Genomic DNA, 12,561 nt, shown 5'->3' with positions numbered 1-12,561 from the left:
AAACCTCTCCTTTGAAATGGTTGTGTGGTAACTCCATTTTACCAAAGGATGGTTTCTTTTTTTTGCTTTTTTTAAAGATTGTAGACCCCATTTCCCGCTTAAACAGCGGAGAGGACGGAACGATTGTGGAAAAGCGATAGCGGTCGCCTTTGTCCCCGGATTTTCACCGCGAAGGAGAATAAATAAAATCTGGGGACAACAGCGATTGGAACAACGGTCCGTTCGCGGAGCGTCCACCCGAGGGCTCACGACGATCCTACTTGAAAACAAAGGGCTATCCCTTTTGGGACAGCCCCTTTCTTCTTTTCAAGAAATTACCTAATCGGAATAAGCGCACCCATTGAAACTTTCGGGACCCACACGGTTAACGTTTATCGAGCTGTTCACAAATAAGGAATAGATGATCTCTTCTGCTGGAGCGGGATTGTAATCAGAGCATATTAAGTAAAGCGGAAATAAATTAGTCGGTGTTGTTGCTCCAGGATTTAATTGAAGTCGGTTTGAAGCGACTAGGGGATCCGTAGCTACGCTCCCTCTGACTGCAAACAGGGTTAACGTGATAAATCCTCCTGAAAACACAAAAAAAGAGGCAACGCCGTTAAGTTGTACTCTGATTGGACCTTCTGCTCCTGCAGTGGTTAGTCCAATCTGCCCGATTAGCACATTCTGGTTGGCTGTCAATCCCACACCATTCATGCTGCCGGCAATACTTGCATTTTGAGAAGTTCTTGCATCAAGTAACCGTGTCATAGAACATACCTCCCGTAATATTTGAGATATGCTATGCGGCTCGCGAAAGAGGTTCGTCCGCAGTACGGTAATTATCTTTATGTACTGTGATCGTACCATATATCGGGTTTTGATCCAGCCACGAAAAGGGCACCCCCGGAAAATATTGCATACTGGGGGATCATTCATTATACTTCCAATATAGGAAATTAAAATTTGAAGCAACGGAGAGGAGTTTGGCAAAGTGAAAAAGAAGATAACAGCCGCTCTAACTGTTTTTGCTGTACTTGGAGGGATGGGGACAGGCGTATATGCCGGTGCCAACCTGCAAGAGATCAAGGCTTTCCTAAATCCCGGAATCAAATTCAAGGTCGATGGCCAGCCCGTCCAGCTTAAGAATGGCAGTGGTGCAGTCGTAGCTCCGATTACTTATAATAATACAACGTACTTACCTGTTAGAGCCGTATCGGATCTGTTAGGCGTTACCGTTAATTTCAATGCCGCAGCCAACACCATCTTGCTAGGAGAACAAACAGAGGGGGTATCCATTGCTGCCGGATTTGATTCGTCCTATCATACCAAAGATCCGGACAAAACGGTGTATAAAGACAAGGATTATAAAGATGTCCATTTCGATAACGGCAGTGGAACCCGTGGCTCTTCCTTCATGCTCTACCCCAATAAAAAATACCAGAAGCTGTATCTCCAGGTTGCGGCGATCGGCGACGATATTGAAGACTTCTCCATTATAGACAGTGATACCGACACGGTACTTAAGAAACAGAACATAACCGCTGAGGAGGGACTCATAACGATAGAAGTGAATATTTCGGGAGTAAGTAAACTTTTTGTAACCGGGGATGTTAAAGATGGCTCCTCCGTCTTTATCCCTCTGACTACTTCATACTACAAATAAATTAGGCAGCCATGATAATAAATTAAATATTAAGTAACCCCGTACCCTGCCAGAATTGGCGGGGTATTTGGTATGGGGAAACTTATGCAGTTGTTGTAATGAACGGCGCGCACTCCCTGCTTTGTGAAGGACGTAAGAGTTCTGCGGGCCTAATTATGCCATACTAAGTTAGGTGATTGCTGGAAACTAGGAACGTTTGTTCTATTTTACCATTGCTTAAAAATCTCGATCGTGGTTATAATACAAACAAATGTTCTTGTTTTGGAGGCGAATCTTATGCAGATTCGAAACGGTCAAATGATTGAAATTGTATATATGGATAAGTCGGGGAACATATCTCAGCGGAAAATCGAGGTTTTGGGAATTAGGGACGGGCGCCTCCGGGCTAATTGTCTTACTGCCGGAGCACCTCGAGTGTTCATTGTTGCTAATATTCTCGCTTGGCAGCGGATAGAGGAGAAGCGCTATGCCTAAGAATCGCGTTATTCTACTGTCCGACTGCCAATCCTTTTATGCCAGCGTCGAAAAAGCAGCCCATCCCGAACATCGGGATAAACCTGTCGCAATCGGAGACCCTACCCGTATGAACGGGATTGTGCTGGCAGCCTGCCCCATTGCCAAAGCTCAGGGAGTAACAACGGCATCGCGAGTGGGGGAGGCTATGACAAAATGCCCTGGGCTAATCGTCATACGTCCCCGCATGGGAACTTACATTAAGGTCTCGCTTTTGATATCAGAAATCTATCGGACATATACGGATCTGGTGGAACCCTACAGCATCGATGAGCAGTTTCTGGATATCACAGGCTCACTCGCTTATTTTGGGGGATCACTGAAATATATGATTCAAAAAATCCAGCACCATGTTCTGCTGTCGACAGGGGTCTGGACCCGGGTAGGCATTGGATCTACTAAAGTAATGGCAAAGATGGCTACAGATAATTATGCCAAAAAGACGAAAGAGGGAATATACGAACTTACCTTCGACCAATTAGAGTCCACCCTGTGGAGATTGCCGGTTCAGGATATGTTTATGGTGGCGTCTAGAATGACCAGGAATTTCTGGCGCATGGGTATATCCACAATCGGAGATATTGCCCGTATGGAGCTGCCGGAGTTTAAACAACGAATGCGTATAACCATGGGCAAGCAAAGTGATATCCAGGCGGAATATTACTGGCAAACTGCGCGTGGGCTAGATCCTAGCCCTGTGGTCACGGGGATCCGCCATCAGATCAAATCCGTGGGGCATGGCAAGGCGCTGCGCTGGAATTTATACACCCGGCTTATGGATATCGAGGTTGTGCTGCTTGAGCTCGTTATTGAGGTGTGCCAGCGGGCACGGCGGTATCGTTATATGGGGGCAGTGGTATCTGTTTCCGTTTTGGAGACGGACGGAGAGCGTTCACACGCCTACGAGCGCCAGATGACCTTGCCCGAGCCTTCATCATTGACGCATGAAGTAGCCGCAGCGGCGCTGAAATTGTTCGTGGACCATTGGTCCGGACTGCCTGTAGGGCGCTTAGCCATCACGTTGTCCCACCTTTCGGATGACCGTGTGATCCAGCTTACGCTGTTCGATGACCGGGTCCGCTCTTACAATAAGGAACGGGCCATCGACGGAATTAAAGCCCGGTACGGAAACCAGGCCCTTATTAGAGCATCATCCTTACTTGAATCCGGAGTTGCCCTGGAGAGAGCTGAACAGATTGGAGGGCATTATAAGTGAGTAAACTTGAAGGCAACGAACGCTGGAAAACCAAGATGATCATGACAGAGCATGTGGAGCAGTACGAGGAGCAGCAGCGGGATCCCGGAGATAAAATGATAACGATCGGAGAGCGGACGATGGTACGCGACCTCATTCTGCTCCCTTACATAGATACAATGGTTAGCAAAAGCCTGAAGGAGATCGAGAACTCCGGCAATATCCTCAAACGCGCCTATTTGATGGCCGGTCAAACTATTCAGCGCCGCATCATGCAGGATACCTATCAGTTGCAAAAAGAGCTGAAGCAGCGGAATATCCGGGTACTGGCAGATGAACAGGAAGAATTCCTGGTGTATTACAAAATCTTTTGCCGGGGATATCAGGAACGCTTTGGCCTGACGCGTGACGTGATGCGCACAGAGATAAGCTTAAGGTTGACCAAGTATACAGCCGAGCTTGGGGCGGTATTAAAAGATTATTTGAAATAAACTTTTCAAAAGCTTCATAAATCAAACTTCGGAGCATTTTCAGTTTCCTGAGAAACCTGCGTGCCAAATTCTTGGAGGTCTGTAATGCTCACGGAATAAGAAAATACTTTCCCTGAGACGGAAACTGATAATTGATATAATCCGGTTTCAGGTTGCTGTTCCCATTTCCATTCAAAGGATTCATCATAATGCGAGAAATAGCCTTCATATGAAGGCATGGGGAAATTAGCAAGCATTTCAATAAATTTATTTAAGGTAACGTTTGTCCACCCTACATCACTAGCAATGACACTCCCATGTTCAAAACTTGTTATTTTAAAGCTACAGCCCTGATCGGGCCTATTGTCACGATAAATAAATTCCATATTTAAAAATTTATTGGTGTCATAATGGTCCTGTAATTTAGCCATATAAATACCTCCAGTAATAGTTAAGGACTTAGCCATTAAATAAACAAAATATATAAGATCATTGCTGATTTCTTGAATCATATCTCTTGTAAGAGAGGTACCATATTATGTGAAGGTTCGTGACGAATAGAAGTTGTGGATGTCTAAACTTTGGCGAAAATGATAAAAGACTTTCACTACAATTTGCAAAGCTTGAGATGCTGATATGCTGGGATGTTGGCTGCTTACCTATATATATAGTAAATTAACGAATAGTAGACGCATCAACTAAGGATTCCCGATAGTTCAATCATGTATGATTTCACTGAAGAGATTTTCAATCAGTCTAAAGTTCTCCTGTAGAGTTTTACTGCCGTCTACTTCTAATACATTTAGCTGTAATTCAAAGGCACTTTTTTGGACGAATTCTGAAAATAATGCATCGCGAGACATCCATTTGTTAAAAGCTACAGCGGGGTTTTCAGTGTTTTGCAATATGCCTTGTATCCATTCCCTTTTGGAATATTGTTCTCTTTGAAATTGCTCTGCCGGAATAATCCAGATAGCTTTATGATGTTCATTTAAATGTGCTGATACGAGCGAAGGTAATAATTGATTGCCTTCAACAACAACAGGTTTATCTTTTCTCTTGGCGAGGTCCTTTATGACAAACGAAAAGTCCTCAATAAAAACCTGTATATATACACTTAGCTGCTCTTGGACTTCCCTTGTATAGAAAGCTTCATTAGGGCTCATCGTAGAAACTTTATGCATCGCCGGGTACTCACTAGTTGAAACATTCTGCAAATGTCTATCAAAATATTCATCACATGAATATAGCTCCAATTCGTACTTTTCTGCATACATTTTTGCTAGTGTGCTTTTACCAGCACAAGAGGAACCACCTATCCAATAAATAACTTGATTATTAAGCATTGTTTCCCACCTCAAATGTTTTAACTATTGCTCAGCTTAGCAACTTCGCCAACTTATTCGTTAGATGATACGAATTCTCCTCTATATTTTAGAACATAGACACGACGCTAAACTGCCGGTTAGAGCTTAATGAATCTTTTTCATCGAGAGTTATAGCGATTGTTAGCGACCAACAAGAGCAACATTAGGAGGGCATTTAATAAAACCCTAGAGAAAGTCGGTCTAAGAAAATGAAATTTCATGGTATGCGCCATACGCATGCAACACCCAGTATGCAGAAAGAAACAGCTGAACAGCTTGGCAGAGCCTTATATGGAAATTAGCTCTTTCATAGGTTCTAACACCTCAAATTCCATATTTACAACCTGACTTCCAAACGTATTTTCACAATATTACCAATAGGCTATTTTAAAGTAAAACGAAGGGATGTACATGGACATACCGAGGTTAAGATTGACGATGCGGTGTACGCGGTTATTGATATGTTTTTTCGCGACGACAAGCCTGAAGAGACAATTGCGGGGGCAACGATCCAAGAGGCAACTGCGAGAATGATTGCCGCCTCAGCCGAAGAAGGTCACTTACGTTTTATAGAGGTGTTTGAAAACGGAGAGAAGATTGGAGAGTTTGGGTATCGGGGAGATGAATAACACATACAAAGTCATGGAGAGCGATACCGACTTTCTAGCTGCTGCCCTGGCACAGTCTAAGGTATCTGTATGGTTCCAGCCTGAAGATGATCCAGAAGGACATATCATGGATTATGGCGGGATAGTAGAGGGATATTCCCCGAATAGTATCAAGATAGCCGGTGGACGGTTTATCCGGGAACGATTTGAATTTAGAGCATACATAAAATAACCCGCCGGTCTTCTGACGGGTTATTTCTGTTTATACAAGAGATCTCGGGAGATCTCCTGGTTTCTGTAACTGATATTTTTTAGCCGAATAACCTAGACAGCAGAATAATCTCTGCCAATCGAATGATGCGACGTCTTCTACGCCCTCTAATGATGGAACTTAGAATAAGAAAATCTGTGCCAACCGATAAGAGAGTTCCGGTGTAAATACTGCCAGTGGTTGTCACCTGTATGGTTTTTCCCTGTAGTAATTTGGCTTGTTTGCGAAAGTTCATGGTTTATTCCCCCTTTCTTTTACTGATATGGAACATGTAATAGGTTATTCCTGATCAGTAAAGCTTGAAAGGTATAGACGTGGAGAAAGTAAACCGTATCTCACCGTTTGAGGTTGGGGTGGAGGATGTACTTCTACCACTGCAATTCTGGTTCTGTTCATATTGCTGGTAATCATCTCTAAATCATTCTTGATTTAATCTTCAAAACTAATAACCGAACCTATGTTCATTCCACCAGCATCCAACGTTGGCGGATTTACTAAATAGAGAAAATGGTAAATGAAGCTAGGTTCACTCGTAGTTGCTCTAATCGGGTAGCAGTGTCAGCTGCTCCGTCGAATGCCCTAACCCTAACTAGTCGGCGGGCTTTTTCTGGTTATAAGATAAACTCCGAAAATACTGGACTCCGTAGCATGCCGCATTTGGTCCAATTCCTCATCCTTACCTTGGCGCGAAGCCGGGGCTCCAGATGTACAAACTCCTTATCCTCCCCAGTCACCAACTGGCCGGCCACGCCTCGGAACGCCTGCTTATGCAGCGCGGATGCCCTAAGCTCGATAATTCCCGCAGGGCGTAGCTTACCGGACGGATCAGGCACCGCAGCAAGCCACCCAAAACTACGTAGAAGCTTATGTGCCGTTATCTTCGGACAAGAGTTCGATTCCTCTCGGCTCCATAATTTTGTTGGCTATGGGGATGGATTATGCGGCTGTCGCTAGAGCAACTGGTCTGAGTGAGGATGAAATCCGGTCTATAAAGTTTTAACCTTCCTATTCTTTCAGCGATCATAATATAAACAAGGACTTTGAAGGGCTCATCCATATCCTTGTTTTCGTTTTTGTCAGTTCTTCGAAGGAGGTGGGCTTGAAGCCTGCTGTAGAATATATTATTGCTTAATACGCCATAGTACAATGCAGGGGAGGTTTATAATAATCACGATCTTGTTGTCTGCACAGCTGTGGGAACACCACTAAACTCCCGCAACGGACTAGTGGAGGCTGTAAATCAAAACTGAAGAAGCTCAAGCTTCATACTCTGGCATTTAAGGGGAACACTTATTCCAGAAATCAGGGAGGTTGCTTATTTTATTTGTGTAGATTTATACGCTCTTGGCCAATCCGTGACCACAAAGGGTCAACGGTTTCTTTGGCATGTCTATTTTCTATCCATAAAAAACAAAAAAAGCCTTGAATATCAAGGCTTTCTGCATATAGGACGGATGGGGTTCGAACCCATGACCCCTACCCTGTCAAAGTAAACTATATGGATTTGCACACCATCGTGAATAAGAGAAAGCCTTGATATTTCTGAGGAATACGAATTGATTGGCGAGTAGAAACGAGTAGATATGTGTAGTAAAAAGTGAAGTGCGTCCCCAATCCGTCCCCAACTCGTTCCCAGAAATCAATTAGAGGAGTGGTTTGTAGTTGAATGAATTTGAGGGTTTTGAGGAGCGAATTTATTGAACCTGTCGGCTGTATCTCTACTTAGCTTTTTTGTAATGTGAGCATAAATGTCTGAAGTTGTTTGCTCACGAGCATGGCGAAGTTGACCTTGAACTGCCTTTGTTGTTGCGCCAGATTCAATTAATAGAGTAGCACAACTATGTCGCAAATCATGGAAACTGATCTTTTTTAATTTTCTGCGCGTTACAAATCTGGTCCACCAACGATAAGGATATGAATGATAATAAGGTTTTCCGTATCCACCGTGAAAAACGTACTGACGATCCCCACCTTTCCAGAGACCATTTTCTTTCATTTCCCACATGTTCTTCAGCCATTCTCTACGGTGGATCTTTAATTCTTCAATGTACCAATCTGGCACTGAAATAACATCCTCTGAGCTATCATTTTTTGGGGCTTTCTCAATAGCTTTTCCATCTTCAGTTAACGATATGCTATTAACTATACTCAATGTGCGATTATTAAAATCCACGTTGTTCCATTCAATTCCCACAAGCTCTCCACGACGGCAACCGGCAAGAAGAGCACCTAATATAAAAAGTCTCCATTTTCTAGGTTCATGGTAAAGAGCATCTATAACTTCTTGGGCTTCATCTTCTTCATAAAACTGGCTCTTGCCATTTTTAACTTTAGGTTTCTTCACTCCGATCATAGGATTTGTTTTGATTAATTTCCATTCTGTTGCGCGTTCAAGAATGTTCTTTAGCACACGGTAAATGTATTGAATTGTTCCCGGAGCAAGGGGGACTTCTTTACCATCTTTGCGAGCTTCAGGCTTGCTGAGGTCAGCCATGAAAGTAACCAAATGAATTGTCTTTATGGCACCTAACTCTTTATCCCCTAATTTTTCTTTGATATGACACTCATAGTAAGTTTTGTAGGTCTTGTATGAAAGAGGAGAGAGGTTGTCAGTGTTTGAGGCATATTTAGTTTTCCATTCACTTTCATAAAATTTATCTAATTTCATTTTTTGCGGTTTGATGTATTCACCAGACTCAACTTCTCTTTTGAATTCATGAAGTTGACTATCAAGGTAATCTTGAAGTCTTTTTGTTGTTCGAAGAAGAGCGGGATCGTCCACTTGTATAGTTTTATATTCTTTATCCCGGTTACCTGAGTCCCCTACTTCAACAACAAGCCTCCAACTACGTTCTCCTCTCTTTTCTATACTTCCTTTTGCCATAACATTTCCTCCTATAAGATCGTATGTTCTAATTTGGGCGTATTTAAACAGCCTTTCAGCTGAGAAGCGCAGAAGGTTAAATAAAATATCGATCCATTTCTTCGGGAATTTGATTGCGTAGTAGAAAATCCCTTATGGTTTCATTTGTTTTAAGAGTGTCGCATGCAGTGAGAAGTTTCACGGCAAACTGATTAGCTTGCCGTTCGTACTTTCCAGCATTATATAAAGACTGTTCATCTAACCAGAAGCCGGAGATCCCGGGATACAGTCTGTCATGACCTAGTTCATGAGCACAATAAATCTCTGCCATTCAACATCAAGTCCGTTATGTATTACTATAAACCTTCGTGTAATAAAAGCCTCGCGTTCCACTACCTAAATCTTCAAACCAAATGTCAATATTGAGCTGCTTCGCAATTTGCAATTGTGTGGTCCATGAGCATCCCTACTCATCAGTTTTTTTCTTTTTGCGTCCATATGTTTCTTTGTTTTCCTTCTTAGCATCCCAAAACATTGCTTCCATTACGCGTTTAATTTTTTCTCTGTCTTCTTCATTAATCGGCACACCGTCAAACATAACTGGAGCATCTTCTTCAAGCAATGTTTTAAAGTCTCGCTTGTCTTTTGAGGAGGCCCATTCTGGCGCACCAGATAATTCGCTTGATTCTCCCATCAAAACATGAGATTGGATGTTCAGAGCTTCAGCGATGGATTTAAGAGTATCAACGCTAGGATTATATCTGTCTGCTTCTAAATCAGCCAGGTAAGAACGGGACATTTTTGCTTTCTCGGCAAGGTCCTTTTGCGTTAATTTAGCTTTCTTCCTATTTGTTTTAATATTTTTACCAATAGACATCAGGATAACTCCTTTTCACCGTTCTTTATGTCGGTTATACCGACCAATTACTAACATTATATATTCATATTGTCGGAAATACAATAACTTTAATGACGGAAATACAAGTTATTATGTGATATGTGATGATATTTAAAGCTTTTACGTTATCATCTATTAAAAATGGCCTAAAATGAGCTTATTTAGAGTTTCAATATATGTCGTGAATACTATACAATTATTCCACAGGGAGGTGAATTGTATGCTGGATAAAAAAGCGCTAGGTGCTACCATAAAAAAACTGCGCAAGGAAAAGAAACTTAAGCAAATTGAAGTCTCAACAATAACGAATTTATCCCGCAACTATATTTCTGACATTGAAAACGGAAGATACTCTCCTAGTTTAGATGCAATCTTAAAACTGGCTGTATGCGTAGGATTGGATCTCAACACGCTAAAAAATGACGGAAATACAAGTTTTGAGGTAAGTGAAAGGAGGCTTTAGATGTCTCTTATTGAAAAGGCAATTGCCGAAATAGTTCAATTCCAAGTTGCAGAAGCAGAGAAAAGAATCCTGGAACGTTTGTCTGCTGCTACTGACAAGACTCTAACCTTCACACAAGCTTGTGAATACCTTCAAATGTCGGAATACACTTTACGCAGGCTTTGCCAGAACAAAAGAATACCTCATCGTACTCATGGCGCGGAAGGTAGTAAAAATCCAAGATATCTATTCAGCACAGTTTCATTGGATCGCTGGAAAAGAGAGGAAGAAAAACGAAACTACCTGCAATCATAACCGAATCATAGAGTTTTATACCTGAAAGGAGAATCAATTTGAATCAAGATTTACAAATTGCTTATGAAGCTCTATCAAGAGTAACAGCTGCTGGATTAGTTGAAGGTGACAAGATCGTTTTAAGAGAAGCTGGTCTTGCCAGAGCGAAAGTATTGGAGTTAAAGACAATGCTTCAGCAGCGCGACAGTAGACCTCACCGGGTTACCTTGAACCGAGTAGAGAATTATTGCTTACCAGTACTTTAGGAAAGGAGAATTACATTGCTCATTGATATAAAGAAAATCAAAGTAGCAGACCGTATCCGACAAGACTTTTCGGGCATCGAAGAACTGGCCCGGGACATTGCAGAGAATGGCTTAATTAATCCCATAGTCGTAACACCAGACTATCAATTAATCACTGGAGAACGGCGGTTGCGAGCTCACAAGCACCTTGGAAGAGAAGAAGTCGAGGTCAGTATCATGGAAGTGCGCGATTATACACACCAACTCCAACTGGAGATCAGCGAGAATGAACATCGGAAGGATTTCACCTATTCGGAAAGGATGGCCTTCGCAAAGAAGGTCGAAGAGTTGGAACGGATGAAAGCGAAAGAGCGCATGACTTCGCCTGAGAAGGAAAGTTTTCCTGAGGGTAGCAAGGGGCAGGTTCGGGATATCGTAGCTGAGAAATCAGGGTTTGGGTCTGGGCGGAATTATGATAAGGCGAAATTTATCGCTGAAAATGCCACACCAGAGATCATCGAAGGGCTTGATGCTGGACTCATCAGCACGCATAAGGCATTTGTCAAAACAAAAGAACGCCTTGATGAAGCCGAGAGGGAGGCCAGAGAAGCGAATGACCGTGCTGAAGCAGCTGAGCGAGAAAAGGATCTTCTCCGACAACAATTTAAGGACTCTATACCCGCAGATCAAGTGGAAGAGGCTGTCAACGCCGCCATAGAGCGCCAGCAAGAAGAGAATGAGGTATTTATTGCTCAGAAGAATAAAGAGGCTGAGAAAGCTCTCAAAGAGCGTGACGCGAAGTGGAAAAAGGAAATTGAAGTCGAAACTCAAAAAGTGAATGACCTCAATGCCGGTTACAAAAGAATCCAAGAAGAACTGGAAGCTTTGAAACTTCAGCAGCCCGAGGATCTGGATGAACAACAGAAAATGGCTCAGTTAAAGAAGCTACGTTATGAGGCTGATTCAAATACGGTTCAGTTATGTATCCATGTTAAGCAGTTTCTTCAGAAGGCGGCGGTTACAACTCTCAACCTCGGGTCCGTTTCTTCGGCGTCAAGTAGTGAAAAGAAACGTTTTAATGAGAGTCTGGACATGCTCCAGACGTTTATCGATCAAATGCGGCCAGCTGTAAATGGCAGACGGGTGGTAGAAGCAGATGTCATTAATGAATCAAGGTAACATGCTGGCTATGTTGGAAAATCAATTAAAGCAGTCAGAGGCTCAAGGGACTGCGGTTCGGATGATGTTTGAAGAAATGAAATCCATGCACGAAAACATGCAGGAAATGAAATTGGATGTGAGCGAAAAATTTGAAGAATGCCAAATCATGGTTCAAGAAGTCCGCGACAGCGTTACGCTTATCGATGCTGAATGTGATCAAATGCAGGCGGCAGTTAGATTGAGATCCAATGAACTTACAAAACATCGCTTCAAAGACTCAGACCTGAAGTTCAAGGAGATGGTTGGTCGGTATCGGCGGATGATATGGAGTAAGTTGAAGGAGCAATTCAGTGTCGCAAAGTACAGCCACTTACGGCGAATTGATTTTGATGATGCGATTGAATTCGTTCAAAAATTTCAACCGGAGGACTACTTGTGATGACAAATGATAGACTTCGACAGCGCGGAGAAGCCTGGAAACGAATGAATGAACTGATGGCCTTTGAAAATCGCGGAATTAAGGATACGGCAATATCGACTGAAATTTCAGAGCTTCGCGCTTTCTTAAGAACTAAGGAAGGGTGACGGG

Annotated in this window: 16 protein-coding genes and 1 pseudogene; 11 read left to right on the top strand and 6 right to left on the bottom strand. The window is 42.7% G+C overall.

The genetic code is table 11. From position 1 onward, the window contains the following. Positions 1 to 318: 318 nt before the first annotated feature. Positions 319 to 750: a hypothetical protein gene (locus A3849_RS28525; protein WP_074114458.1), complete on the bottom strand. Its 432-nt coding sequence runs from the start codon at positions 748 to 750 to the stop codon at positions 319 to 321. Positions 751 to 973: 223 nt separating this feature from the next. Here A3849_RS28525 and A3849_RS28520 point away from each other — a divergent pair, with 223 nt between their 5' ends. The 3 genes from A3849_RS28520 to A3849_RS28505 all read left to right on the top strand — a co-directional run bounded on the left by A3849_RS28520 (position 974) and on the right by A3849_RS28505 (position 3,844). Continuing rightward, the gene (locus tag A3849_RS28520) at positions 974 to 1,645 is read left to right on the top strand and encodes a stalk domain-containing protein (protein WP_074114457.1); all 672 of its coding nucleotides are present in this window, start codon (positions 974 to 976) and stop codon (positions 1,643 to 1,645) included. A 466-nt stretch (positions 1,646 to 2,111) separates the two neighbouring features. Then, positions 2,112 to 3,374 carry a DNA polymerase IV gene (locus A3849_RS28510; RefSeq protein ID WP_074114455.1) on the top strand — a complete coding sequence of 421 codons (1,263 nt, stop codon included), beginning with the start codon at positions 2,112 to 2,114 and terminating at the stop codon, positions 3,372 to 3,374. Next, entirely contained in the window at positions 3,371 to 3,844 is a 474-nt protein-coding gene (locus A3849_RS28505; protein ID WP_074114454.1) for a YhjD family protein, read from the top strand. The genes A3849_RS28510 and A3849_RS28505 overlap by 4 nt, the downstream gene beginning before the upstream one ends. Before the next feature lie 14 nt (positions 3,845 to 3,858). Here the strand turns inward: A3849_RS28505 and A3849_RS28500 are convergent, their stop codons facing one another. Together A3849_RS28500 and A3849_RS28495 are read right to left on the bottom strand one after the other, a co-directional pair. Beyond that, positions 3,859 to 4,254, bottom strand: a complete 396-nt coding sequence (locus A3849_RS28500) for a hypothetical protein (RefSeq protein WP_074114453.1) — start codon at positions 4,252 to 4,254, stop codon at positions 3,859 to 3,861. Positions 4,255 to 4,539: 285 nt separating this feature from the next. Beyond that, positions 4,540 to 5,169 (bottom strand): hypothetical protein, encoded by a 630-nt coding sequence (locus tag A3849_RS28495; protein ID WP_074114452.1) that lies wholly within the window; start codon positions 5,167 to 5,169, stop codon positions 4,540 to 4,542. Positions 5,170 to 5,787: 618 nt separating this feature from the next. Between A3849_RS28495 and A3849_RS28485 the strand changes: the two genes are divergently transcribed. Next, entirely contained in the window at positions 5,788 to 6,030 is a 243-nt protein-coding gene (locus A3849_RS28485) for a hypothetical protein (RefSeq protein WP_256701044.1), read from the top strand. Positions 6,031 to 6,415: 385 nt separating this feature from the next. Next, positions 6,416 to 6,502 (top strand): annotated as a pseudogene (locus A3849_RS32585) (YjcZ family sporulation protein); the annotation flags it as partial. 1,206 nt (positions 6,503 to 7,708) lie between these two features. Here the strand turns inward: A3849_RS32585 and A3849_RS28470 are convergent. The 3 genes from A3849_RS28470 to A3849_RS28460 form a co-directional block, all read right to left on the bottom strand. Further along, positions 7,709 to 8,953 (bottom strand): tyrosine-type recombinase/integrase, encoded by a 1,245-nt coding sequence (locus A3849_RS28470; RefSeq protein ID WP_074114448.1) that lies wholly within the window; start codon positions 8,951 to 8,953, stop codon positions 7,709 to 7,711. A gap of 76 nt (positions 8,954 to 9,029) precedes the next feature. Beyond that, entirely contained in the window at positions 9,030 to 9,263 is a 234-nt protein-coding gene (locus A3849_RS28465) for an ImmA/IrrE family metallo-endopeptidase (RefSeq protein ID WP_306010722.1), read from the bottom strand. 135 nt (positions 9,264 to 9,398) lie between these two features. Next, a complete protein-coding gene (locus tag A3849_RS28460; protein WP_074114447.1) occupies positions 9,399 to 9,809 on the bottom strand; it encodes a helix-turn-helix domain-containing protein in 411 nt (136 codons plus the stop codon). A gap of 241 nt (positions 9,810 to 10,050) precedes the next feature. On the opposite strand from A3849_RS28460, the gene A3849_RS28455 reads away from it, so the two are divergent. The 6 genes from A3849_RS28455 to A3849_RS33195 are packed head-to-tail and all read left to right on the top strand — an operon-like array spanning position 10,051 to position 12,557. Beyond that, complete coding sequence (locus A3849_RS28455) at positions 10,051 to 10,293, top strand: helix-turn-helix domain-containing protein (protein WP_074114446.1); 243 nt, start codon at positions 10,051 to 10,053, stop codon at positions 10,291 to 10,293. Further along, positions 10,294 to 10,587: a helix-turn-helix domain-containing protein gene (locus tag A3849_RS28450; protein ID WP_074114445.1), complete on the top strand. Its 294-nt coding sequence runs from the start codon at positions 10,294 to 10,296 to the stop codon at positions 10,585 to 10,587. A gap of 38 nt (positions 10,588 to 10,625) precedes the next feature. After that, positions 10,626 to 10,832, top strand: a complete 207-nt coding sequence (locus A3849_RS28445) for a hypothetical protein (RefSeq protein WP_074114444.1) — start codon at positions 10,626 to 10,628, stop codon at positions 10,830 to 10,832. Positions 10,833 to 10,847: 15 nt separating this feature from the next. After that, complete coding sequence (locus A3849_RS28440) at positions 10,848 to 11,990, top strand: ParB N-terminal domain-containing protein (protein ID WP_074114443.1); 1,143 nt, start codon at positions 10,848 to 10,850, stop codon at positions 11,988 to 11,990. After that, positions 11,968 to 12,411, top strand: coding sequence for an ORF6C domain-containing protein (locus tag A3849_RS28435; protein WP_074114442.1), 444 nt, complete (start codon positions 11,968 to 11,970; stop codon positions 12,409 to 12,411). Before A3849_RS28440 ends, A3849_RS28435 begins: the two co-directional genes overlap by 23 nt. After that, on the top strand, positions 12,411 to 12,557 hold the full coding sequence (locus tag A3849_RS33195) for a hypothetical protein (protein WP_178382831.1): 147 nt from the start codon (positions 12,411 to 12,413) through the stop codon (positions 12,555 to 12,557). The genes A3849_RS28435 and A3849_RS33195 overlap by 1 nt, the downstream gene beginning before the upstream one ends. Positions 12,558 to 12,561 lie beyond the last annotated feature (4 nt).

The organism is Paenibacillus sp. P46E (genome assembly GCF_001909095.1).
In the GTDB taxonomy this organism is placed as follows: Bacteria; Bacillota; Bacilli; order Paenibacillales; family Paenibacillaceae; genus Paenibacillus_AQ; species Paenibacillus_AQ helianthi.
The sequence above is the reverse complement of the archived record's forward strand: the minus strand, read 5'-3'. Positions and strand labels throughout refer to the sequence as shown.